Annotated in this window: 21 protein-coding genes and 1 pseudogene; 8 read left to right on the forward strand and 14 right to left on the reverse strand. The window is 75.2% G+C overall.

Annotated features, from left to right (window positions below; translation table 11 throughout):
• Positions 1 to 8 precede the first annotated feature (8 nt).
• The 3 genes from MUK52_RS28495 to MUK52_RS28505 all read right to left on the reverse strand — a co-directional run bounded on the left by MUK52_RS28495 (position 9) and on the right by MUK52_RS28505 (position 5481).
• Entirely contained in the window at positions 9 to 854 is an 846-nt protein-coding gene (locus MUK52_RS28495) for a C40 family peptidase (protein ID WP_284581231.1), read from the reverse strand.
• Between the two features lie 182 nt (positions 855 to 1036).
• Positions 1037 to 4939, reverse strand: a complete 3903-nt coding sequence (locus tag MUK52_RS28500) for an nSTAND1 domain-containing NTPase (RefSeq protein WP_284581232.1) — start codon at positions 4937 to 4939, stop codon at positions 1037 to 1039.
• 176 nt (positions 4940 to 5115) lie between these two features.
• Complete coding sequence (locus MUK52_RS28505; RefSeq protein WP_114056283.1) at positions 5116 to 5481, reverse strand: hypothetical protein; 366 nt, start codon at positions 5479 to 5481, stop codon at positions 5116 to 5118.
• A 320-nt stretch (positions 5482 to 5801) separates the two neighbouring features.
• Here MUK52_RS28505 and MUK52_RS28510 point away from each other — a divergent pair, with 320 nt between their 5' ends.
• Together MUK52_RS28510 and MUK52_RS28515 are read left to right on the forward strand one after the other, a co-directional pair.
• Complete coding sequence (locus tag MUK52_RS28510) at positions 5802 to 7892, forward strand: SpoIIE family protein phosphatase (RefSeq protein WP_284581233.1); 2091 nt, start codon at positions 5802 to 5804, stop codon at positions 7890 to 7892.
• A gap of 101 nt (positions 7893 to 7993) precedes the next feature.
• Positions 7994 to 8956 carry an endonuclease/exonuclease/phosphatase family protein gene (locus MUK52_RS28515; RefSeq protein WP_284581234.1) on the forward strand — a complete coding sequence of 321 codons (963 nt, stop codon included), beginning with the start codon at positions 7994 to 7996 and terminating at the stop codon, positions 8954 to 8956.
• 37 nt (positions 8957 to 8993) lie between these two features.
• Here MUK52_RS28515 and MUK52_RS28520 read toward each other — a convergent pair whose 3' ends face one another.
• The 4 genes from MUK52_RS28520 to MUK52_RS28535 all read right to left on the reverse strand — a co-directional run bounded on the left by MUK52_RS28520 (position 8994) and on the right by MUK52_RS28535 (position 11445).
• Positions 8994 to 9308 carry a hypothetical protein gene (locus MUK52_RS28520; protein WP_114056280.1) on the reverse strand — a complete coding sequence of 105 codons (315 nt, stop codon included), beginning with the start codon at positions 9306 to 9308 and terminating at the stop codon, positions 8994 to 8996.
• A 116-nt stretch (positions 9309 to 9424) separates the two neighbouring features.
• Positions 9425 to 9691: a hypothetical protein gene (locus MUK52_RS28525; protein WP_284581235.1), complete on the reverse strand. Its 267-nt coding sequence runs from the start codon at positions 9689 to 9691 to the stop codon at positions 9425 to 9427.
• Positions 9692 to 10127: 436 nt separating this feature from the next.
• The gene (locus MUK52_RS28530) at positions 10128 to 11096 is read right to left on the reverse strand and encodes a hypothetical protein (RefSeq protein WP_284581236.1); all 969 of its coding nucleotides are present in this window, start codon (positions 11094 to 11096) and stop codon (positions 10128 to 10130) included.
• Positions 11097 to 11115: 19 nt separating this feature from the next.
• On the reverse strand, positions 11116 to 11445 hold the full coding sequence (locus MUK52_RS28535) for a hypothetical protein (protein ID WP_284581237.1): 330 nt from the start codon (positions 11443 to 11445) through the stop codon (positions 11116 to 11118).
• Positions 11446 to 11925: 480 nt separating this feature from the next.
• Here MUK52_RS28535 and MUK52_RS28540 point away from each other — a divergent pair, with 480 nt between their 5' ends.
• Positions 11926 to 12183, forward strand: a complete 258-nt coding sequence (locus MUK52_RS28540; protein ID WP_162793256.1) for a hypothetical protein — start codon at positions 11926 to 11928, stop codon at positions 12181 to 12183.
• Between the two features lie 301 nt (positions 12184 to 12484).
• Here the strand turns inward: MUK52_RS28540 and MUK52_RS33320 are convergent, their stop codons facing one another.
• Together MUK52_RS33320 and MUK52_RS28550 are read right to left on the reverse strand one after the other, a co-directional pair.
• A complete protein-coding gene (locus MUK52_RS33320) occupies positions 12485 to 12982 on the reverse strand; it encodes a transposase (RefSeq protein WP_502963605.1) in 498 nt (165 codons plus the stop codon).
• On the reverse strand, positions 12901 to 13179 hold the full coding sequence (locus MUK52_RS28550; protein WP_502963641.1) for a hypothetical protein: 279 nt from the start codon (positions 13177 to 13179) through the stop codon (positions 12901 to 12903). Before MUK52_RS28550 ends, MUK52_RS33320 begins: the two co-directional genes overlap by 82 nt.
• A gap of 70 nt (positions 13180 to 13249) precedes the next feature.
• Here MUK52_RS28550 and MUK52_RS28555 point away from each other — a divergent pair.
• Positions 13250 to 13549, forward strand: a pseudogene (locus MUK52_RS28555) (transposase); the annotation flags it as partial.
• 63 nt (positions 13550 to 13612) lie between these two features.
• On the opposite strand, the gene MUK52_RS28560 reads toward MUK52_RS28555, so the two are convergent.
• From MUK52_RS28560 to MUK52_RS28580, 5 genes are all read right to left on the reverse strand, one after another.
• Positions 13613 to 14431, reverse strand: coding sequence for a TlpA family protein disulfide reductase (locus MUK52_RS28560; RefSeq protein WP_284581238.1), 819 nt, complete (start codon positions 14429 to 14431; stop codon positions 13613 to 13615).
• A 123-nt stretch (positions 14432 to 14554) separates the two neighbouring features.
• Positions 14555 to 15151 (reverse strand): TetR/AcrR family transcriptional regulator, encoded by a 597-nt coding sequence (locus MUK52_RS28565; RefSeq protein ID WP_284581239.1) that lies wholly within the window; start codon positions 15149 to 15151, stop codon positions 14555 to 14557.
• A gap of 360 nt (positions 15152 to 15511) precedes the next feature.
• Positions 15512 to 16399, reverse strand: a complete 888-nt coding sequence (locus MUK52_RS28570; RefSeq protein ID WP_114056277.1) for an ATP-grasp domain-containing protein — start codon at positions 16397 to 16399, stop codon at positions 15512 to 15514.
• A gap of 106 nt (positions 16400 to 16505) precedes the next feature.
• Positions 16506 to 17129: a DUF6328 family protein gene (locus MUK52_RS28575; protein WP_284581240.1), complete on the reverse strand. Its 624-nt coding sequence runs from the start codon at positions 17127 to 17129 to the stop codon at positions 16506 to 16508.
• A gap of 125 nt (positions 17130 to 17254) precedes the next feature.
• Positions 17255 to 17446: a hypothetical protein gene (locus tag MUK52_RS28580; RefSeq protein WP_114056276.1), complete on the reverse strand. Its 192-nt coding sequence runs from the start codon at positions 17444 to 17446 to the stop codon at positions 17255 to 17257.
• Between the two features lie 240 nt (positions 17447 to 17686).
• Between MUK52_RS28580 and MUK52_RS28585 the strand changes: the two genes are divergently transcribed.
• The 4 genes from MUK52_RS28585 (at position 17687) to MUK52_RS28600 (ending at position 23549) form a co-directional block, all read left to right on the forward strand.
• The gene (locus tag MUK52_RS28585; protein WP_284581241.1) at positions 17687 to 20002 is read left to right on the forward strand and encodes a HelD family protein; all 2316 of its coding nucleotides are present in this window, start codon (positions 17687 to 17689) and stop codon (positions 20000 to 20002) included.
• Positions 20003 to 20098: 96 nt separating this feature from the next.
• Entirely contained in the window at positions 20099 to 20713 is a 615-nt protein-coding gene (locus tag MUK52_RS28590; protein WP_114056274.1) for a TetR/AcrR family transcriptional regulator, read from the forward strand.
• Positions 20697 to 22337, forward strand: a complete 1641-nt coding sequence (locus MUK52_RS28595) for an isovaleryl-CoA dehydrogenase (protein WP_284581242.1) — start codon at positions 20697 to 20699, stop codon at positions 22335 to 22337. Before MUK52_RS28590 ends, MUK52_RS28595 begins: the two co-directional genes overlap by 17 nt.
• Positions 22338 to 22433: 96 nt before the next feature.
• Positions 22434 to 23549, forward strand: coding sequence for a S8 family peptidase (locus MUK52_RS28600; protein WP_284581243.1), 1116 nt, complete (start codon positions 22434 to 22436; stop codon positions 23547 to 23549).
• The last annotated feature ends 36 nt before the right edge of the window (positions 23550 to 23585 follow it).

Genomic DNA, 23585 nt, shown 5'->3' on the forward strand with positions numbered 1-23585 from the left:
GCGGCGGGTCAGGTCCCGCAGGCGGGAACGCCGTCCAGCCATGCGGGCCCCTGGATGTAGATGTTCGTCATCCAGGCGTCGTAGTCCGGCAGGTAGGACCAGACGTCGTTGGTGTAGCCGTCCGAGGTGACCTTCTCGGCGTGCTTCTGGCAGCCGACGCGGATCGTCGTGGGGCCGGGGAAGGCGTACACGCGGGCCGCGGACAGCTTCGGCTCGGCCTTCGTCCACACGCCCGTGCCCCACGTCCGGAAGAGGGGCCCCTCGACGGGACCGGGGTTGACGCGGACGGCCCCGTGGTAGCCGGAGCCCAGCCGGACGTCACTGACCATCAGCTTGGTCCCGGACTGCCGGGCCTCCGCCATCTTGCCCGCGCCCAGGTAGATCGCGATGTGGTGCAGGTGCCGGGGGGTCCCCCACACCAGCAGGTCGCCGGGTACCAGCGGGGCGAGCCCCTGCGCGGCGGTGAAGCGCCCGGCCGCGCGGTGCGTGTAGTACTGGGCGGACGCCACCCCGTTCAGGATGTCCGAGCCGGTGGCCCGCGCGTACGCGTACCGGACGAGGCCGGAGCAGTCGAAGCCGAGCCGTTCCGGATCGTGCTCGCTCGCCGGGTCGTCGGGGTCCACCTGGCCGTACGTGGCCCCGGGCTCGGGGCCGTGGCCGCCGCCCCAGGTGTACCAGACGTCGGCGGCGACCTGCTCGCAGGCCGCGGCGACGGCCCGCTCCGCCGCGGCGGAGGCGCCCGGCGCGAGGACGCGGCAGGAGTCGTCGGCGGCTGCCGCGGCGGGCGCGGGCGCCCACAGCAGGACGGCCAGGAGAGCGATGAGCGTGCCGACGGGGCCGGACCGGCGAAGCATGCGGATCCCTCGATTCGTGTGGCGCGGGGCATGGTGAGCCCGTGTCAGGAGGCGGGCGGGTCGCTCTCGGGGTGTGACGCCGCCCGCACCCCGACACTGGCCGGTCGCGGGCCGCCGCGTCGACCCCGCCGCGCCGCCCCACCCGGACGGGCAACGGGAAACCCTGGGGAAACCCCCTCCCGTCAGGGGCGTTCGGGCGGCTCCGCACGCCGGGCGGCGGGCTCGGGATCCCACAGCCGGACCGTGCCGTCGTTGCCGCTGCTTGCGACGGTGCGCCCGTCGGGGCTGAACGCCACGCCCCACACCGCGTTCGTGTGGCCCGACAGCGCCGCCCGCAGCCGCCGGCCGGCCACGTCCCACAGCCGGACCGTGCGGTCGTTGCCGCTGCTGGCCAGGGTGCGGCCGTCGGGGGAGAAGGCGATGCCGCGGGCGGAACCGGTGTGCCCGGCCAGGACGGCCGCGACCGTGTGCCGCTGCGGGTCCCACAGCCGGACGGTGCCGTCGTTGCCGGTGCTCGCCAGCGACCGCCCGTCGGGGCTGAACGCGACCGCCCGCACCGCGCCGGTGTGGCCGGTGAGCGTGGCCAGCGGACGGCGGCCCGGCACGTCCCACAGGCGGACCGTCAGATCGTCGCCCGCGCTGGCGAGGGTGCGGCCGTCGGGGCCGAACGCGACGTCGTTCGCGAAGTCGGTGTGGCCCGTCAGCGTGGCCAGCGGCGCCCTCCCCGGCACGTCCCACAGACGGACCGTGCGGTCCGAGCCGGCCGACGCGAGGGTCCGCCCGTCCGGGGAGAACGCCACCGAGAACACGGCGCCCGTATGCCCCGGCAGGACCGCCGGCCCGGTCCGTCCCGCGGTGTCCCACAGCCGGACGGTCCCGTCGGAGGCCGCCGAGGCCACCGTCCGGCCGTCGGGGGAGAACGCCACCGCGTACACGGCTTCCGCGTGCCCCTCCAGCCGCCGGACCGGCCGCCGGCCCCGTACGTCCCACAACTGCACCGAGTGGTCGCCGCACGCCGCGGCCAGCAGGGCGCCGTCCGGGCTGAACGCCACCCGCCAGAACTCGGTGAACGGACGCGCCGTCAGGGTCCGCCCGCGCAGGTCCCACAGCACCACCGACTGGTCGAACGAGGCGGTCGCCAGCACCGCGCCCTGCGCGTCGACGGCTGCCGCGAGGACGTAGTCGGTGTGCCCGGACAGCGCGGCGGTCTGCCGGCCGCTGCGGACGTCCCACAGCCGGGTCGTCCCGTCGCCGCCGGCACTGACCACCGCCCCGCCGTCGGGCGTGTACGCGACGCCGTTGACGTCGTCGTTGTGGCCGGTCAGCGTCGCCGTCGCGGGGCGCTGCGCCGCCTCCCACAGCCGGACGGTGCGGTCGCCGCCGCCGCTGGCCAGGCTCCGGCCGTCCGGCGCGAACGCCACCCCCAGCACCTCCGCGGTGTGCCCTTCGAGCACGGCGAGGCTCCGGGCGCCGGACGTGTCCCACAACCGGACCGTCCGGTCCGAGCCGGCCGAGGCGAGGGTCCGCCCGTCCGGTGCGTACGACAGCGCGTTCACCTTCCCGGTGTGCCCGGCGAGGACCGTCGGGGGGCCGGTCCCGCCGACCGGGTCCCGCAGCAGCACCCGGCCGTCCGGCATCGCGGCGGCGAGCGTGCGCCCGTCGGGGGAGAACGCCAGGGCGCGCGCGTCCGCGGTGTCCGCCGGGAGCACGGCCGGACCGCCGCCGCCCGAGGTGTCCCACAGGCGTACGGGGCCCTCGGTGGACGTGGCGGCGAGCAGGCTCCCGTCGGGGCTGAAGGCGATATGCCGGACCCGGCCCGGCATCGTCAGCACGGCCGTCGTCCTCCGGTCGGCCACCCGGCGCAGCAGCACCCTCCCGTCGGACCCGGCGCTCGCCAGCAGCCCGCTGCCCGGCGCGAAGGCCACCGCGTTCACGGGCCCGCTGTGGCCGCCCAGCCGGGCGAGGAAGGGCTGGGACTGCGTGCTCAGCAGCGCCCCGCGCGCCTCCGGGGTGGCGGCCGTCCGGTACGCCTCCTGCGCGAGCCGCAGCGACTCCTCGGGCCGCCCCGCCGCCAGCGCGGCGGACTGCGCGGCGAGCGCCTGCGACCGCGCCTGCCGCTCCTGGCCGAGGGCGGCCTCCCGCTGCCGGTAGGCCAGCCCGCCCGCGGTCAGCGCCAGCACCAGCAGGACGACGAGGAGGCCGAGCATCCGCTGCCGGAGCCGGACCTGGCGCCGGTCGTGGGCGCGCCGGGCCTCCTCGGCGGCGGCACCCGCCCGCAGGAACTCCGCCTCCAGCGGGGTGAGCCGGGCCCGGCCGCCCACCTCGTCGGCCCAGGTCCGGGCGGTGTCCAGGCGGGTGCCGTGGTAGAGGACGGAGGGATCGCGGCCCTCGCGCTCCCACTCCTCGGCGGCACGGGCGAGCCGCCGGTGCACCAGCAGCCCGTCGCGGTCGGCGTGGATCCAGCCGCGCAGCCGCGGCCAGGCGTGCAGCAGCGCCTCGTGCGCGATCTCCACGGTCTCGCTGTCCGCGGTGACCAGCCGAGCCCGGACGAAGGCGTCGAGGGCACGCCCGGCCGCGCCCGGGTCGGCGGACTGCTCCAGCAGCACGGCCCGCCGCATCCGGCGGCGGGTCGCCGCGGCCCCGTCGCCGACGTGGACCAGGCCGAGCAGCATCCGCCGCAGCACCCGCTGCTCGGCCGGGTACAGCCGGGCGAAGACGCTCTCGGCGGTCTGCGCGACCGCGCCCTGGATGCCGCCGCTGTGCTCGTACCCGGCGACGGTCAGGGTGGCGCCCTCGCGACGCTGCCAGGTCGCCATCAGCGCGTGGGAGACGAGCGGCAGCGCACCGGCCGGCGCCGCGAGGCCCGAGGCGGCCGCCGGCCCGGCCGCAGCCCCCCGCACCCCGGCGTCGCGGAGCAGCAGCGGCACCAGGCCCGGTTCGAGGGTGAGGCCGGCCCGCGCGGCCGGCCGCGTGACGGACTCCCGCAGCTCGGCCACGGTCATCGCCGGCAGGACGAACAGCCCGTCCGCCAGCGCGGCCGCGAGCTCCGGCAGGTCCAGGCAGCCGGCGGTGAAGTCGGCGCGGATGCCGAGGACCACCACCGCCGGGTCCAGGCCGGCCCGGTCGGCCCGCCGCGCCGCGGACACGGCGCACAGGACCCGGACGAACGCCCGCCGCTCCTCCTCGTCGCAGCACAGGGTGAAAAGTTCCTCGAACTGGTCGACGAGCAGAACCGGCCGCGGTCCGTGCCGCCGGCCCGGGGCCGCGCCCTCCGCGGAGCCGGCCCCGGCCCCGCCGGCGCCCCCGGAGAGCCGGCGCACCGCCTCCAGGAGCCGCTCGGGCCGCTGCCGCAACTCCCGTACGCCCACCCCCGGATCGCCGTCGAGGGCCTTCGCGGTGCAGTCCAGCAGCTCCTGCAGCGGATGCGCCGTCGGGGTCAGCCGGATCACGGGCCAGGACTCGGCGCCTGCCATCGGGAAACCGCCCCCGCGCCGCAGCGCCGGCACCAGACCGGCGTTCAGCAGGGAGGACTTCCCCGCCCCGGACCGGCCGACGAGCAGCAGCGGGCCGCTCCCGATGCGCTCGAAGACCCGCTCCACCAGCGCCGCGGTCGCCCGCTCCCGGCCGAAGAACCAGTCGGCGTCGTGCGGGGTGAAGGCCGCCAGGCCCCGGTAGGGGCACTCGCCCTCCGCCTGCCAGGGCGCCGACGGCGCCGCGGGCGGGGCCTGCGCGGCGGCCGCCCGGGAGGCGTCCGCGTCCGCCTCGCGGGCCAGCCGCACCAGCGCCCCGTCGGCCTCCAGCACCCGGTCGCAGCGCAGCGCGACGTCGAGGGTGACGCGCTTCGCCCCGGTCTCGATCTTGCTCAGGTAGCCCTTGCTGTAATGGGTCTGGCGGGCGAGCCCCGCCAGCGACAGGCCGCGCTCCACGCGCAGCCTGCGCAACTGGGCGGGAAAGGAGCGCACCGCGGCCCCGGCTGCGTCCGCGGCCGGTTCCGCCTCGGCGGCCGGCGCGCCCTGCGCGGTGTCGGCGGCTTCGGAAGGACCGTACCGGTGTGTCGTGTTCCGCCCGCTCTCCGGGTCGCCCACGGCATCCCCCATGGCAGTGCGCGCCGAGGTCGTGAGATGGCAGCCCAAGGCTACAGCGGAGTCAACACGGCCGTGTACGCGCTGTGACCGGCGTGGCGGGAAAAGGCGCATGCGGAAGGCCTCCCGGGCCCGCCGAAGGGCGGCCCCGGGAGGCGTTCCGAACAACCGGCCCAGAACTACGGCCGGTACAGGGCGACGGAGTTGACGGGCGTCAGGTTGGCGTAGACGCCGGTCTGCGCGGCGATGCGGCCGCCGCAGCCCGTGCCGCTTCCGCCGGTGCACAGGGCGGCGGTGGCGCCGCCGGTCTGGTTGTTCAGCACCCAGTGGTTGCCGTACTGGTTGTAGATCTTGTGTGCCCCGTAGCTGTAGAAGACGTGGGTCGGCTTCACCGCCGGGTTCTGGTCCTGCGGGTAGATGCAGACCGCTCCGGACGGGCAGCCCGCCCAGTCGCCGGCGGGCTTGGCCTGGGCCGCCCCGCCGAGTGCGACGACGGCCGCGGCGGCGGTGGCGAGTGCGGCGGCGCCGCGGATCATCTTGCGCATCGGTTCCCCCTGGGGGTTGCGTTCCGTGCTGACGGATCCAGCCTGTCCGCCGCGCCTCCGGAGGTCGACGCGTTTCCTGTCTCCCGTCCGCCGCCGGCCCGGGAAACCCCTCCCGGCCTGCGGGGACGCCGTCCGGGAGGCAACCCCGGCCCACCCGTGCGGCGGCACCCGGACCGGCGCCCGGACCGGGAGCCGGACCGCCCGGGGCGGCTTCGGAGCCGATCCGTGATGTCCTGCGGCGCGACCGCGCGCAGAATTGAGGCAGTGGCCCGTGCCGGGCGCGGGCCCCGAGAGCCGCCTGCGTGGAAGGGGGCCGCCCGATGCCACAGGAACGGCCGGGAGGCGGAAGCGGCCCCGGTCCGCTCCTGTCCGAGCCGGGGCCCCTGCTGGAGCAGGTCGCCGTGGCCGTCTTCGCCCTCGACGACGCGGGCGGGATCGCCCACTGGGGACCCGGAGCCGAGCAGCTGTTCGGCCACGCCGCCGCCGACGTCCTCTCCCGGCCCGCCGCCCTCCTCTTCCCCGACCCGCCCCCGGACGCCCCCGACGCGGCCGCCCGGCTCGTGGAGCGCGCCCGCTCCCTCGGCTACTGGCGGGTCCGCATGCCCGCCCGGCACCGCGACGGCGGCATCTTCGACTGCGGCTTCCGGGTGTTCCCGATGGCCGGCGCCGGCGGCGGCACCGTCGTGCTCGGGCTGGCCGCGCGCGGCGAGGAGCTCGACCGCGTGAAGACCAACCTCCTCTTCCTCGACGCCCTCTTCGAGACCTGCCCCATCGGCCTCGTCATGCTCGACGAGGACCTGCGCTACGTCCACCTCAACCAGGCCCTCGCCGACATGGACGGCATCCCCCTCGCCGACCACCTCGGGCGCCACGCCGCCGACATCATGATCACCTCGGACGGCGGGGAGCTCCAGCGCACCCTGCGCGACGTGGCCCGCGGCCGCCGCTCCGTCGTCGGCGCCCTGCTCGGCCTGCGCACCCCCGGCCGACCCGACCGCGACCAGGTCCGCTCGGTCAGCTTCTTCCCGCTCAGCGGAGCGGGCGACACCCGGCGCGGGGTCGGCGGCCTCCTCCTCGACGTCACCGACCGCGAGCAGGCCATCCTGGAGGCCACCGCCGCCCGGCAGCGGCTGGCCCTCCTCGACCGGGCCGCCGCCCGCATGGGCACCACCCTCGACCTGGACACCACCGCCCGCGAACTCGTCGAGGCGGCCGTGCCCGACTTCTGCGACGGCTGCGTCGTCGAACGCGTCGAATGGATGGACGAGGACGAGGACTTCGACCCCGAGCGGCCGCTGATCACCCGCCGGATCGCCTCCGGGACCGTCCTGCCGGCGCCCGCCGAGGAGCTCGTCAAGGGCGCGGACCGCGTGACCTACCCGCCCGGCTCCAGCATCCACCAGATGGTCAGCACCGGCCGCCCCCTCGCCGTCCCGGTGAACGAGGAGTTCGTCAGCCGCACCGTCGCCCACCCCGGGCGCGCCCGCCTGCTCCTGGAGAGCGGCTTCGACTGCATCCTCGTGGCGCCGCTGATCGCCCGCGGCACCGTCCAGGGCATCGCCCTGTTCGGCCGGTCCGCTGCCCGGCCCGCGTTCGCCGACGAAGACCTCAGCCTCGCCGCGGAACTCGCCTCCCGGGCCGCCCTCTGCCTGGACAACGCCCGCCTGTACGGCAGGATCCACGACATCGCGCTCACCCTCCAGCACGCGCTGCTGCCCAACGCCCCGGCCGCCGGGCCGCACGTCGACATCGCCCACCGCTACCTGCCCGGCAGCCGGCTCACCCAGGTCGGCGGCGACTGGTACGACGCGGTGGCCCTTCCCGGCGACCGCGTCGCCCTCGTCGTCGGCGACGTGATGGGCCACGGGGTGCCCGCCGCCGCGAACATGGGCCGGCTGCGGATCACGGCGAAGACCCTGGCGCGGCACACCGCCGAGCCGGCCGACCTCCTCGCCGAGCTGGACGCCTGCGCCGAGGAGTCCGGCATCGACTGGGCGACCTGCCTCTACCTGGTCTACGACGCCCGCACCGGCGGCGCCCGCATCGCCAACGCCGGACATCCGCCGCCCCTCGTACGCAGCCCCGACGGCACCGTGCGGACCGTCGGCGAAGGGCTCGGGGTGCCCCTCGGGGTCGGCGGCGTCCCGTACCGCTCGACGTGGGCGCACCTGCCCGAGGGGGCCGTCGTCGCCCTGTACACCGACGGCCTCGTCGAGGCCCGCGGCCAGGACATCGACACCGGAATCGGCGCCCTGCGCGCCCTGCTCGCCGGCCCGGTCTTCTCCCTGGAGGAGGCGGCCGACCGGATCCTCGCCGAGCTGCTGCCCGCGGCGCCGACCGACGACACCGTCCTCGTCCTGGCCCGCGTCCGCCGCGCCCCCGGGGCACAGGAGCCCCCGCAGCCGGCCTGACCTGCGGCCGGTCGGGAACCGCGGGCGCCGCCGTACGCGTCCTACGCGCGGCCGGACCGCCCGCCTGGGGCGTCCGCCGTACGGGGGAGAGGCGGGCGGGGATGGGGCGAGCGGGAGCGTGGCGGAGCGCGGGAGGACGCTGGTCGTGGCGCCGGGGCCGGGGTGCGGCCCTCCTCGCCGCGGCGGCGGCCGTGCTGCTGGTCCGTCCGGGGCTCCTGCCGGACCTGCCGGGGCGTCCGGGGAGCCTCGTCGAGGCGTTCCTGCCGTGGCTCGCCCTGGCCGTGCCGCCGCTGGCGGGGTGGGCGGTGCTGCGCCGGTCGCGGACCGCGCTGTGCGCGGCCGCGCTGCCGGCGCTCGCCTGGACGGCCGCGTTCGGCGCGTTCCTGCTGCCGCGCACCGGACAGCCCGCCGACCTGCGGGCCGTCCAGCACAACATCGCCGACGACAACACCGACCCGGCGGGCACGGCCCGGGCCCTGGCCCGCACCGGCGCCGACCTGATCGCCGTGGAGGAGCTGACGCCCGCGGCCGCCCCCGCCTTCGCCGCGGCCCTGGGCGCGGAGTACCCGCACCACGCGGCCGCCGGCACCGTCGCCCTGTGGTCGCGCCACCCGCTCGCGGATCCGCGGCCGGTGGACATCCGGCCCGCCGGAGTCGGGGAGGGGTGGAACCGCGGCCTGCGGGCGACCGCCCTCACCCCGCACGGCGACATCGCGGTCTACGTGGCGCACCTGCCGTCGGTACGGCTCGGCCCGCTCCGCGGGTTCGACGCCGCCCGGCGCGACGAGAGCGCCGTTCTGCTGGGGCGGGCTCTGGCCGCCGAGCCGCTGGACCGGGTGGTGCTGCTCGGCGACCTGAACGCCACCGTCGACGACCGGGGGCTCGCGCCCGTCGTACGGCGGACGGGGCGGCCGGCCCCGGACTTCGCGTTCAGCTGGCCGGCGGCGCTGCCGGCGGCCCGTATCGACCACGTCCTGGCCCGCGGGGCCGAGGTCACCCGGATCCGGACCCTGCCGCCGACGGGGAGCGACCACCTGCCCGTCGCCGCCGACATCCGGTTCTGACGCCGGCCGGCGGGGCGGGTGCAGCGGCTGCTCCGGCTCACCGCATGTGCGTGATCCACCGCCGGACGGCCGTGTACGTGGCGTCGTCTGCCGCCGACAGCACGGTGATGGCGTGCAGGTCCTCGGCGGCCGGGGGGACGCCCGCCACGGTGAGGCACGCGTGCAGGTCCAGGCGCCGCCGGTCGCAGGACGTGAGCGAGTCGGAGGACCGGGCGGCCGGGGGGAGCGGGTCCTCGGGCTCCAGGGCTTCCGGTTCCGTGTCGGCGGTGAGGCCGCGCAGGCCGGGGAAGCGGTAGGGGTCGAGTGCGGCCCGCGGTGCCTTCGGGCGTTTGAGGGACTGCCATGCGTCCATGCGCATACTCCGAACGTGGGGGAGGGGCGGACCACGGCGGCGTCGCCGTGGCGGAAGGAGCCGGCCGCGGCGCGGGCGCGCCGGAGCCGGAGGGGAGGGAGGGGCCGCGGCAGCGCTCAGGGCTGCACGTCGTGCCCGGCACGGGCACGGGCGCCGGCGGCGATGACCTCGGCGAGCCTGTCGGCGACGGCCGTACTGCAACCGCCGAGCCGGACGATGCCCCGGCAGCCCACCGGCCCGTCGTTGCCCAGGGAGGGGAGGACGAGGCCGGCGAGTGCCAGGGCGGCCCGGAGGTTCGCGGCGGCCGCCTCGCCGGCCCGGAACGCCTCGTCCTGGCGCTGCCGGTACTGGATGCGCTCGGCGCGCGTGAGTTCGTAGGCCATGGTGGTGTCCTTTCGTTTCGCAGGGATGGTGTGCGCGCAGGGCTCGGCGGCGCCCGGCGCACGCCCGGCCCGCCGAGGGGGCGGACCGGTGCGGGGCGTTTCGCGGGAGCGTCGGCGGTGGCCGACGCCGGGCCGCGCGGGGGCAGCAGGCCGGAGCCCTGCGCTGCCCCTCGCGGCTGGTCAGTGGGGTGGACCCGAAGGACTGACACCGCGGGCAACCCGTGACCTATCGCTTTCGATCTTCGTTTCCCGGACAAGTGCGTGATCACGGGCCTCGACGGTCCGGGAAGGAGTGAGGTGCCGAGGAGTCGCCACCGGTTACCGGCCGCGCCGCGCCCGGCCGTGTCGGTACGTGTGCCGGCGCGTGGAGCGCGTCGCGCGGGGGAGGTGTGCGGGGGTGCGGCATGCGCCGCGGGAGCAGGGTGCCGCCGCGCGGTCAGGACCCGTAGCGGAATCTGCGCCCTGGGGAGGGCGGCAGGCTGCCGCTGCGGTCGGCCAGCGCGAAGTCCGGCAGGCCCGCGGCCGCCTGGCTCCGCACGGCCGCCTGCGGCGGGATCGGGGCCGGCGCGCGCGTGCTGCGGCTGTTGCGGTGCCGCGGCGAGGGCTGGCGGGGCGGTCGCGTGAGCGTGATCTGGCGGACGAGCTGCTGGAAGCAGGCCAGTGCGGCAATCGGCGGAAGGGTCGCCGCCGCCTGCCCGGCGAGGGTTCTGGGCGCCTGGGCCAGGCACAGCAGGGTGGCGAGGGTGGAGAACAGCAGGACGATCGACCAGGAGTGGATGGCGCGTCGCTGGTGCAGGGCGGCCCGGAGGATCGACAGGGAGGCGACCATCCAGGGCCCGTAGATCAACAGGGGCCACCAGCTCACCACGTCGTGCGCGGTCCGCGGTCCGGCGCTGTGGCGCAGCGCGTCGCAGATGGCCATGCCGCTGAACAGGCTGACGACGGCGGCGATGACCGCGACCAGCACGGAGGTGAGCAGGCTGCCCGTGCGGAGCAGTGTCACGGTCGAAGCCCCGGACGTCGTCCGGCGGTGGCCGGCGTGGGCCGGCGGGTGCGGCCACTTGTCGGCGGCCGAGGGGGCCATGCCCGCCCCCATGCCCGCGCCCGTCCCCGTACCGACGCCTACGCCTGTGCCCAGGCCGGCGACGGCGGGGCCGACCGGGTCGGCCGGTTCGTCGAAGACGATCCGGTCGAGTGGCTCGGCCGGTATGGCGCCCGCGGCTTCGTGGAGTTGGTAGGCCAGCTCCTCCGCCGCGTCCCACGGCACGCCCCCCTCGGCCGTCGGCGTGCCGAGGAGGGTGTGCCGGTCGTGCCGGTCATGGCGCTCGTGGTGGTCGTGCCGCTCCTGGTGCTGGCCGGGCCAGAACAGCAGCGTGTCCGGGTGCGGGTGGGGGGCGGCGGTCATGTCGTGGAGACCGTACGGTTCAAACACGGTGGCTCTGCCCGGGGTACTCGCGGACGGACACGTCGAACGCCGTGGCCGGCACGGCAGGCCGCGCCATGGCCTGCCACCTCCGCGTGCACGCGATCTCGACGCTGCGGAGCGTGTCCAGGAGACCCTCCAGCGCGGGGGCCGCGTAGTGGAGGACCACCTCGTCGGCGCCGCGCCGCAGGAGCGGGCCCGCATCGGGGTCCCCGTAGGCCGGGGTCGGAACGTACGTCCACGAGCCCGCCCTCGTGGTGCCGGTTCGCACGTCGCCGCCGTCGCTGTCGACGCTCCGCGGGTACATGGCGGGGTGCTGTGCTGTTGTCATAGTCCACCCAACGCGCGGGCCGCCGGACTGGGTTGTGCTCCATCCAGGTGAGGGCGGCCGGTGTCAGCGGGCGTTGACCCGTGTCTTCTTATCGGTCTGCACGGGTCGGGGGGTGGTCGGCCAGGTGCCCCGCACCCCGTCTGTGCTGCACGTTCGGCCGATACCGCGCCGGGCCCGGGCGCGCCCCCCCGGGACACGCGAGTGACGCGTGTGGCCCATGGTGCGAAGGGGCGGGAACAACCGAGGATGCGCATGCGCCACCCCGCGCGGCGCGCGGCGGCCGGCGCGCGCCCCTTGCCTGCATGAGGGCCGTCGGCGCCTTCCTGCGCAGGCCGCAGCGTTCGCCGGAGGGGTCGGGGGCGAGGGGGCGGGGCTGCAATCGGATGACAGGGCGCAACCCTGCATATGCCGCTGCGTTATGTCGAGGTGTTCCCGGATCGTCTCGGGAGCGCCCTGAGTCAGTCGAGGAAGGCAGCCGTCGTGGCAGACGTGTTCTTGTGGAGTGTGCTGGTGTGCGCCGTGCTCGGTACGGCCCTCACCGCGTGGTCGTCGGGAGGAGTCGGCCGGCTGCACCCCGCGGACCGCCGTGAACTGCAGCGCCAACAGCACTTCGAACACGTGCTGTCCCTGCACGTGGATGCCGTGCACACGCCGCGCGAGGGGGCCGAGGGAACTGCCGTCGGCGCGCCCCGGGTCCCGGCGTGCGCGGTGTGCGGTTCCGTGCTCAACGCGTCCTGACGCGCGGGAGCCGCCCTCCGTGCCGGGCGGTGGCGGGGGCGTACGAGAGCGCGCCGCAGGGCCGTGGCGCTGCAGCGGCTGGTCCGCGCCGTGTCGAGGCGCTTGGGAAGGGGTAAGCCGTGGTCCCCGGAATCCGTCACGATCAACGAATTTACCCGCACTTTTGTTGAGGCCGAGACGGACCGGGGCAAACGGGTGAACCTCGCGAAAAACTCCCTGCGAGGGTGGCCGGTCTGCTATAAGCCCCGCCTCGGCCCCGTGGGGCCGCGCCGCGCCTGTCGGGTCTGCCCTGTCGGAGCGGTCACCAGGGGACGTGCCGGCAGTCCTTCAGGAGCACCCCGTGGAGCGGGGTGCCCGACTGGCCCTGCACGACGGGGTGGCAGATGCGGGCCGCGCCGTCGACGACGTCCAGCGGCGGGCGCCAGCCCGTGGCGGCGTGCCGCTCTCGCGCCGGCAGCGGCTTCTCGTCGGTCACCCAGCCGGTGTCGATGCTGCAGGCGTGGATGCCGCGGGCGGCGAGGTCCGCGGCGCTGGTGCGGGTGAGCATGTTCAGTGCCGCCTTGGCCATGTTCGTGACGCCGGGGCGGCGACGAAGGAGTAGATCCGTCTTGCGGTCGCCACGTCCGTGGACGTGGCAGAACAGCCGGTCGTCGCTGGTGGGAGCGTCGGGGCGGAGCCGGTTGCCCACGTCCACGGCCAGTACGATCCGTCCGTCGGCTACCTTCGGCAGCGGCAACCCGGCCAGGACGCGTCGCAGACGCCTCGGTTCGATCCAGCCGCGGTCCAGCCCCGCATACAAGGCGCCGTGTGCGCGCCGTGCTCGGCCGTCAGTGACAGCTCGACCAGGGTGTTCACCGGCCCGCCCGCACACAGCACCGCGTCGGTGAGCTCGATGAGCGCGTTCGCCCGCGCATACAGGCAGTCGCAGAACTCGACACGAAAGCGGGGCGACACGTCCAATGCCTCGCGTCCGGGCACGTCGACAGACAGACCCATACACAGCGGCTTTTCTCTGATGCTTTGTGACTCGACATCTCGAAGCGTGGAGAACGGCCGCCTCCGCTGTGAGATCACGATCGTCTGGGCTGACTCGGCATACGCCGGAAAGCTCGTCGGCTGGGCCAAACGGCACCTCAACCTCACGATCAAGCCGGTCAGCCGACCCAAGGACGCCTCCGCCTTCGTGGTCCTGCCCCGTCGCTGGGTCGTCGAACGATCGCTCGCCTGGATGATGCACGCCCGCCGCCATGCGAAGGACTACGAAAGGCTCATCCAGCACTCCGAGACCCTGATCACCTGGGCCGCCATCACCCTTATGACCAGGCGTCTCGCGCGGAAGGGCACCACCCCCAGCTGGCCGAGGAAACGGGACCGACCGCAAGCCTTTCCGGTGGAGTCGGCGTCGCCGGCCTCCCCTGTGGGGTGAGCGTCACACCAGTACGACGACCAGGCCGACGGTTGCCGCGCAGGCGATCAGGGCGGTGGCCGCGGCGGCGGGGCCTCGCCGGTCGGCGGGAAGGCGGGGGAAGAGCCGTGAGAGCGCGCCGAGGATCGCGAGCGGAGGTGCGGCGCGCCAGACGTCGTGGCCGGTCCTGCTGCCGGCGGCGGTGATGATGCCCGGGAGGTGTCCGACGGCGCGGAGCAGCGGCCTTGCCATGGCCCTGCTGCGGCCGTGGACGGTGTTCCCGGATGCCGCCTGTTCCAGGGCTCGGTGCAGGGCCGTCTCGTCGTTGGCCCAGTGGGCGCGGAAGGTGATGGTTCCGGTCGCGTCGATGAGGTAGGCGGAGTTCGGCTTGGGGGTGAAGGCGCGGTGCAGGGTGCCGTCGATGTCGTCGACCGCGACCTCGAAGGGGATGTCGTGGTGGTCGCGCAGCTGCTGTGCGTGCCGGTGCTTCTCGGCGGCGGTGGCCGGTTGGCGGATCGTCTGCCCGGGATGCGCCTCACGGGTGTTGATCAGGACGAAGCGGACCCGCTCGCCGAATCGTGTGTGGAGTCGTTTGAGTACGGGCACGGCGCTTTCGGTGACGGGGCAGGTCCGAGATCCGAAGACCATGAGCACCGGCCGTCGACCGAGTGCGCGGGAGGTGAAGCGGCCTCCGTCGAGGGTGGGCAGGTCGAACTCCGGCAGACGGCCGCCGGGGCCGAGGGCGTCGCGGCCGAATGTCATGTCGTCGATCAGCAGCCGCGTGCGGAAGCGTTCGAAGCGGTAGTCCGGACCGGATTGCTGTGTGGGAAGGTGCGCGTCCATGTGTGCTCCTCGGTAGGCCTGTCCGTTGACTTGACCGAACGGTCAAGTCAACGGGCAGGGGGAACGGTCCCCTCGCGGGGGCGGGTGACACTCCCCGGCCGGATCGCTTGCCGGCCGGGGGGCTCAGGTGGTGGGGGTCTGGATCAGCGCGCGGATCGCCGTTCGGGACTCGGCGACGAGCGCGGGCCGGTCGTATGCCTTGGCCATGAGGGTGACGCCCTGGAGGTAGGACAGCGCGCGCAGGGCCGCCGCGTCGGGGTCGACTGCCGGCGGTACGTGCTCTCTGCGTACGGCCTCGGCGATGGCGTCGCGGAAGTACCGCCGCCACGCGGTCAGGATCTCGGCGATTCTGGCTGACGCCTCTCCGGGCCGCCCGGACAGTTCGAGGGCGAGGTTGCCGATGGGGCAGCCCGGCACGGCGCCCATCCGGTCCCGGGCCGCGGTCAGCATGCTGGCGAACCCGGCGACGAAGTCGTCGATCCGCTCCAGCGGTGGCGCCTCACTGTCGAACGCCTCGTCCAGGAGCGCCTTGAGGAGTTCCCAGTTCGCGTCGATCACGGCGAGACCGACGGCCTCCTTGGAGGGGAAGAAGTGGTACAGACTGCCGCGGTGCACTCCCGCCTCCCGGCACAGGTCCCCGATGCCGACCTCGGCGAACGACGAACCGTGGATCAGCGCGCGCGCCGTCCGCACGAGGCGAGTGCGGGTGTCGTCCGTCATCGGCCCTCCACTTGACTGGTCGGTCAACCGTAAAGTCCGGTTGACCGACCAGTCAAGCGGTAGTCGTCTCGCGGCGAGGCCCATCCGGGCGAATGCGGGCACCGGCGTCATTTCCGCGCTTGAGAGATGCGCCCTCACAGACGCCGGAGAAGGGGGCGGTTCTGTACGACTGCAGGCGTCATGCAAGCCACCCCGCAGCCTGCGGCCCTGATTCTGAAACGACCTGTTAGGGCGGGGAGCGCGTCAACGAAGCCGCTGACTGCACCGGGATGTCCTCACTCGAACGCATGGGCGGCCCCAAGGATGGGGCCGCCCATCATGCAGGACGGCGGTGGCCGCCGGCACCTGCTTCTCCGCCGCTCAGGCGCGGGGTCGGGCCGCGGATGCGGCGCGGTCGCGGATGAGGCCCGCCAGGCGGGCGGCGCCGTCGGCGGAGTGCCCCAGGAAGAGGTCCGGCTCGACGAGTTCGAGCTCCATGACGACCGGCCGGCCGTCGTCCGCCGTCGCGATGTCGACGCGCGCGTACAGCAGCGGACGGTCCGCGGGCACGGCCGCCAGGGCCGCCCGGGCGAGTTCCCGTTCGGGTGCCGTGGGCTGGTGCGGGGCCAGGCCGGGGTGCGGGGTGCGGGTGTTGTCGAGGCCGGTCTCGGTGAGCACCGGCCCCTTGCGTATCGCGTGGCTGAACACGCCGCCGAGGAAGACCAGCGCCCGCTCGCCCTCCTCGATCCGCGACAGGTAGGGCTGCACCATCACGGTGCGCCCGGAGGCGTGCAGGGCGGCGGCGTGCGCGGCCGCGAGGCCGCGCTGGTGCGGGGCGTAGCGGGCGGTGTCCTGCGCACCTGCCGAAACGGACGGCTTGACGACGAAGTGCCCCTCCTCGGGCAGCGGCACGTCCTCGCCCGGGGCGGCGAACCGGGTGGGGACGACGGGGACGCCGCGGTCGGCGAGGTCGTGCAGGTAGCGCTTGTCCGTGTTCCACCGGACCACGTCGGCGGGGTTGTCCAGCAGGGTGGCGGCCTCGACGGCCTCCGCCCAGGCGAGGAACGAGGGCCGCCGGAGGGCGTAGTCCCACGTCGACCTGATGGTCACGGCGGAGTAGCGCGACCAGTCGCGGTCCGGCTCGTTCCAGTCCGCGGCCTCCGCCTCCAGGCCGCGGGCGCGCAGCGCCTCCAGCAGCACGGGCAGGTCCGAGTCGTGGGCCAGGCCCAGGGCCGAGGTGGCGACGGCCACCCTGGTCGTGCCGGTCATGTGCGTGTCCTCCGCGGTCGGGTCCGGGTGCCGCGGCCGGGGCGGCCGTGGCACGACCGGCCACTGTGCCACAGGGATGATCATCTGCTCATGCGGTTTTCGTCCGCTAGCGGGGCCGTTTGCCGTCCCCCGGATCGTCTTTGCCGTTGGTCTTGCGGCCGCGCACCCACATCGGCAGGGCGAACCAGCACAGCAGGTACCAGGCCAGGACGCCGACGACCAGCAAGGGCACGATGTGGTCGTCGGTGGTGACGCGCAGGATGAGGGAGAGCGCGGACACGAGGGTCGCGAGCAGCAGGACGATGCCTGTCATGGTGAGGCGGGAGGCCCACGTGACCGCCTCCGGCTTGATCTTGCGGCCCGAGACGATGCGGTGGAAGGCCACCGGGCCGATGAGCGCTCCGGTGGCGAGGGAGCCCAGGACCACGGTGATGATGTAGATCGTCCGGTCGGGGTCGTCCAGCTCCTGGAAGCGCGGGGTGAACGCGACGGTCAGGAGGAAGCCGAAGAGGATCTGCACGCCGGTCTGGACGACTCGTATCTCCTGGACCAGTTCCTGCCACTGGCGGTCCGCCCGCTCGTTGCGGTTCTCGTTGCGTCCGTTGCCGCGGTGCTCGCCGCCGGCGTAGGCCTGGCCGGCGTCGGCGTTCGAGGCGCGCCCGGGGTCGCGATCGCGGGCCCAGGCTCCGTCCTGGTCCTGTCGGCGGGTGGCGGTGTCGTCTTCCGGCATGCTGGCTCCCTCGGGCATCCCGTCCGGCCCGGACGGGTGGCTTCCCGTCCGCCCGGAAGCGGAGGACGTGCATGCGTATCACCCGTCACCGCCCGGTCAAACCCGTGTTCGGTCCAGGGCCGGGGTCAGCCCCCCGGTGCCTCCCCGGTCATGACGGCGTGGAAGGCCGACATGCAGGGCAGGCAGTGGCGGTCCGTGTCGCTGCCGCCCGCCGGGACGAGGGGCCGGCCGCAGAGGGTGGCGGACCGGTCGTGGGCGACGACGTGCCAGACCGGGCCGGGCCCGCTGGTCGCCTCGCCGAGGTGCATCTCGTACATGTGGCCTCCCCGTCGGGTGGACTGCTCCTACGTCCACCACAGCAGGGCATCGCCCGGAAGGCCTCGACGAGTGGTCCGTACGGGTGACCCGCGGCGGTCTGGGGGGAAACGAGAAAACCCCGGCCCGGAGCGATTTGGCTTCCGAGGGAGGGGGAGCGGTATATTGAATTCTTCGCACCTGTTTTTCGAGAGCAGCGCGAAGCAGTCTTACGAGGACACTATATCGGGTCGGGAGTGGAATTGTCAACCACGGAATTCCGTAAAGAGCAGCAATTCGTCGACGGGCTCTACGCACGTCTCGACGACCTGCGTGACCAGGCCGAACGTGCCGTGCGTGAGGCCCTCGCCAAAGGTGCGGGCAACGGTTTCCAGGCACGTCTGGAGCGCGACGTCCTGGTCGCTGAGCAGTCCGGGCTGCTTTCCGCCCTGAACTCCGGGGAGAACGGCCTCTGCTTCGGCCGGCTCGAGTTCTCCGACGGCCGCGACCACCACATCGGCCGTATCGGCATCAGGCAGGACGACGCCAACCGCACGCCCCTCGTCCTGGACTGGCGGGCCGACGCCGCCCGCCCCTTCTACCTCGCCACCGGCCACCACCCGATGGGCCTGCGCCGCCGCCGGCACATCACCACCCGCGACCGCGAGGTCACCGCCCTCCACGACGAGATCCTGGACCTCGCCGACCCGGAGCGCACCGGCCTCGAAGGCGCGGACGCCGACGCCGTGCTGCTCGCCGCCCTCGACGCGGCCCGCACCGGCCGCATGCACGACATCGTCGAGACCATCCAGGCCGAGCAGGACCGCATCATCCGCTCCCCCCACCAGGGCGTCCTGGTCGTCGAGGGCGGCCCCGGCACCGGCAAGACGGCCGTCGCCCTGCACCGCGCCGCCTACCTGCTGTACGCCCGGCGCGAGCTGCTCGCCAGGCGCGGCGTCCTGATCGTCGGCCCGAACCCCGCCTTCCTCGGCTACATCGGCGAGGTCCTCCCGGCCCTGGGCGAGACCGGCGTACTCCTCGCCACCATCGGCGAGCTCTTCCCCGGGGTGACGGCCGCCGGCACCGACAGCCCGGCCGCCGCCGAGATCAAGGGCCGCGCCGGGATGGCCGACGTCCTCGCCCGCGTCGTCGCCGACCGCCAGACCCTCCCCGAGGCGCTGCCCGCCGCAAGCGGCGAGGACAACGACCTCGTGCCCGAGCCGGCCCTGGAGATCGACCACGACGGGTACGGCACCCTGCTGCTCGACCGGACCATGGCCCACGCGGCCCGCGACCGTGCACGGTCCACGGGCCTGCCGCACAACCTGGCCCGCCCCTACTTCGCGTTCTCCGTCATCGACTCCCTGACCGACCAGCTCGCCGACCGGCTCGGCGCGGACCCGTTCGGCGGCCCCAACCTGCTCGGCGCCGACGACATCGCCCAGCTGGGCAAGGAGATCGCCACCAGCGCGGACGTGCACGCCGCGATCGACGCCCTGTGGCCGCCGCTCACCCCGCACGCTCTCGTCGCCGACTTCCTCGCCGATCCCGCCCACCTGCCGCAGGAGGAGGCCGCACTGATCCGGCGGCCCGTGACCGGCCCCGGCGACTGGACGCCCGCCGACATCCCCCTCCTCGACGAGGCCGCCGAACTCCTCGGCGTCGACGACAGCGCCCGGCGTGCCGCGCAGGAACGCGCACGGCAGGAGCGGATCGAGTACGCGCAGGGCGTGCTGGACCTGTCGGCCGGGTCGGAGTCGTACGAGTTCGAGGACATGGAGAACGAGTACCTCGCCGCCCACGACATCATCGACGCCGAACGGATGGCCGAGCGGCACGAGGAGGCCGACCACCGCAGCACCGCCGAACGGGCGGCCGCCGACCGCACCTGGGCCTTCGGGCACGTCATCGTGGACGAGGCGCAGGAGCTGTCCGCGATGGCGTGGCGGCTGCTGATGCGCCGCTGCCCGACCCGCTCCATGACCCTCGTCGGCGACCCCGCCCAGACCGCGGAGGAGGCCGGCTGCGGCTCGTGGGCCCAGGTGCTGAAGCCGTACGTGGGCGACCGGTGGGAGCTGGTCCGGCTCGGCGTCAACTACCGTACGCCGGCCGAGATCATGGACGTCGCCGCTGCCGTGCTGCGGGCCCGCCACCCCGGCTTCGAGCCGCCGCGGTCGGTGCGGTCCACCGGGCGCCGGCCCTGGCTGCGGCCCGCCGGCGGGGCCGGGGGCGGCGGGCCTGCGGACCTGGCCGAGCAGGTCGGGGAGGCGGTGCGGCGGGGTACGCCGGCCGAGGGCCGGCTCGCGGTGATCGCCCCGCGGGGGCTGCACGAGGCCATCGCGGACCGTGTGCCCGGGGTGCGGGCCGGAGCCGAGCCCGACCTCACCCGCAAGGTCGTGCTGCTGGAGCCGCGCCAGGCCAAGGGCCTGGAGTTCGACTCAGTGGTCGTCGTGGAGCCCGCCGACTTCGCGCCCAGCGACCTGTACGTCGCCCTGACGCGCGCCACACAGAGCCTCGGGGTGATCCACGGCGGGCGGCTGCCGGAGGGGCTGGCGGAGGCCCTGGAGGCCGCGGGGTGAGCGGTGGGCGGCGGTCGGCCCTGCCGCCCGCCGCCCCGGCCCGGGGTTGCGCAGACCTCTGGCATGAAGCAGTGAATCAGTGCTTCAATTCTTCGCATGCCCTACCGCCGCCCCCCGGCCGTGCAGGCCCGCCTCGACGCCCGCCGCGACCGCGTCCTGGAAGCCGCCGTCCGCCTGCTGTCCCGGGAGGGGTACACCGGCTGCTCCGTCGCCGCCATCGCCGCCGAGGCGGGCATCTCCACCGGCAGCGTCTACCAGGTGTTCTCCGGCAAGTCCGAGCTCGCCGCCGCCCTGTTCCGCACCCTCGTCGCCCGCGAGGTCGAGGCCGTCGCCGCGGCGGCGGACCGCCCCGGCACCGCGGCCCAGCGGGTGGCCGCCGCCGCGGAGACCTTCGCCGACCGGGCGCTCCAGGCGCCGCGACGGGCGTTCGCCCTGCTCGCCGAGCCGGCCGACCAGGCCGTCGAGACCGAGCGCCTGGTCTTCCGCCGCGCCTTCCGCGACGTGTTCGCCGCCCGCATCGCCGAAGGCGTCGCGGGCGGCGAACTCCCCCCGCAGGACCCCGACCTGACCGCCGCCGCCCTTGTCGGAGCGACAGCCGAGGCGCTCGTCGGGCCCCTCGCCGACGGGGACGCGGCCCCCGGCGACGTCGTGCCCGCCCTGATCACCTTCACCCTGCGTGCCCTTGGAGGACACGATGCCCCGGACGCATGAGGTCACCAACCAGGTCCCGCCGCACCACGGCTACGACGCCGCCGCCGACCCGGCCCTGCTGGAGGCCGTCGACCGCGAGGGCGCGGACTGGGCCCTGCCCGAGATCCACCGGCTCGGCGTGCTCGCCGGCTCCGAACAGGCCGCCGAATGGGGGCGCCTGGCCAACGAGAACCCGCCCGTGCTGCGCACCCACGACCGCTACGGCCACCGCATCGACGAGGTCGAGTTCCACCCGCACTGGCACGAGCTGATGCGCACCGCCGTCGCCCACGGACTGCACGCCGCACCCTGGACCGAGGACCGCCCCGGCGCGCACGTCGCACGCGCCGCCAAGTTCATCGTCTGGAGCCAGGTCGAGGCCGGGCACACCTGTCCCGTGTCGATGACGTACGCCGCCGTCCCGGCGCTGCGCACGACGCCCGCGCTCGCCTCCTGGCTGGAGCCGCTGCTCGGCTCCCGGACGTACGACTTCGGACTGCGCCGGCCCGACACCAAGGCCGGGCTGATCGCCGGGATGTCGATGACGGAGAAGCAGGGCGGCTCCGACGTGCGCGCCAACACCACGACGGCCGTCCCGGCCGGAGACGGCATGTACCGGCTCACCGGGCACAAGTGGTTCACGTCCGCGCCCATGTCGGACGTGTTCCTGACGCTGGCGCAGGCCCCGGGCGGACTGTCCTGCTTCCTGCTGCCGCGCGTGCTGCCCGACGGCAGCCGCAACCGGATCGCGCTCCAGCGGCTCAAGGACAAGCTGGGCAACCGGTCCAACGCGTCCGCGGAGATCGAGTACGAGGACGCGTCCGGGTGGCTGGTGGGGGAGGAGGGGCGCGGGGTCGCCACCATCATCGAGATGGTCAACACGACCCGGCTCGACTGCGTCCTCGGCGGCGCATCGGGCATGCGCCTCGGCACCATCAGGGCCGTCCACCACGCCACGCACCGGCGGGCCTTCGGCAGGGCGCTCGTCGACCAGCCGCTGATGCGCAACGTCCTCGCCGACCTGGCACTCGAATCGGAGGCCGCCACCGCGGCCGCGCTGCGGCTGGCCGGCGCCACGGACCGGGTGGCCGGCGGGGACTCCGACGAGGCGGTACTGCGCCGGATCGCCCTGGCCGTCACCAAGTACTGGGTGTGCAAGCGGGCACCCGGGCACGCCGCGGAGGCGCTGGAGTGCCTGGGCGGGAACGGCTACATCGAGGACTCCGGCATGCCGCGCCTCTACCGTGAGGCGCCGCTGTCCTCCATCTGGGAGGGCTCGGGGAACGTCGCGGCGCTGGACTCGCTGCGGGCGATGTCCCGGCAGCCGGAGACCGTCGAGGCCTTCTTCGCCGAGGTCGGGCTCGCGGCCGGCGCCGACCGGCACCTGGACGCGGCCGTCGCCGGACTGCACAAGCAGCTCGCCGACCCGGCCGAGGCGGAGTACCGGGCCCGGCAGCTCGCCGAGACCATGGCCCTCGTCTTCCAGGCCGCGCTCCTCCAGCGCCACGCCCCCGGGGCCGTGGCCGATGCGTTCTGCGCCTCCCGACTGGGCGGCGAGCACGGAGGGGCTTACGGGACGCTGCCCACGGGGGTGGACGTCGAGGCGGTCCTGGAGCGGGCGCGGACGGAGGGCGCAGGGGGCTGAGGCGCCGGTCCGGCGGGGGCGCAACCGGGGGAGGGGATCCGTACGTCTCCACCGCCGACGGCGGCACGGCGGCGGCAGCGGCGACAGGGGACCGGCATGGGACGCGGGCGCGGCGGGGCGGGGCGGAGAGCGGCCGCCGTGGCGGTGGCGGCGGCAGTGGGTGTGACGGGTCTCGCGGCGTGCTCCCCCGAGGAGGAGCCGGTCGCGCCGCCCCCCGCCTCCTCCCCTTCCGCTACTCCGCCGTCCGCGCCGGCGTCCGCACCGCCGCCGGCCCCGGCGACGCCCGCCGTCCGCGCGGGGGTGCCCTGGCACCTCGACCGGCTCGACCAGCGCACCGGCCCCCTCGACGGCCGGTTCGCGGCGGGCACCGACGGCAGCGGGGTCCGTGTGTACGTCCTGGACACGGGCCTCGATCTGAAGCACGCCGAGTTCGGCGGGCGGGCCGTCCTCGGCGCCGACTTCGTCGGCGACCCCGACGCCGGGGACTGCCACGACGGCGGCGGCCTCGGCCACGGCACGTTCGTCGCCGGCATCATCGCAGGCCGGACGTACGGGGTCGCTCCCGGCGCGGAGCTCGTCCGCGTGCAGGCCCTCGCCTGCGAGGAGGGAAGCGGGCCGGGCGCGCGCAAGGACGCCGGCCCGTCCGCCGGCCCGTCTTCCGGTCCGACAGCGGAAGCGGCCGTCATCAGGGCCGTGGAATGGGTCGCCGCCCACGCGCGGCGCCCCGCCGTGGTCAACATGTCGCTCAACCTGGCAGAGCGGTCCGCCGCCCTGGACGCCGCGGTCGAGCGGCTGATCGCCTCGGGCATCCCCGTGGTGGTCTCGGCCGGCAACTTCGCCGACGACGCCTGCGCCCACTCCCCGGCCGGGGCACGGGGCGCGATCGTCGTCGCCGCGTCCACGCGCAGCGACCGCCACTGGACCGACGGCGGCAGCCACGGCTCCGGACACGGGGCGTGCGTGGACCTGTACGCTCCGGGCGCGGAGATCACCTCGGCGCTCGCCGGCGCCGGCGCCACGACCGCCGACGCCGCGGCGACCTCCTGGGCCGCCCCGCACGTGGCGGGCGCCGCCGCCCTCCACCTCGCCACCCACCCGTCCGCCACCCCCGCCCAGGTCCGCGCGGCACTCCTCGGCCGGGCGGTCCGCGACGCACTCGGCGACGTCCCCGCCGGAACCCCGAACCGGCTGCTGCACACCAGGGGCCTGTGACCCGGGCCGGGGTGCCGTTCCGGGGCGGTGATGCGC

Source organism: Streptomyces sp. 2P-4 (genome assembly GCF_030167965.1).
GTDB lineage: Bacteria > Actinomycetota > Actinomycetes > Streptomycetales > Streptomycetaceae > Streptomyces > Streptomyces globosus_A.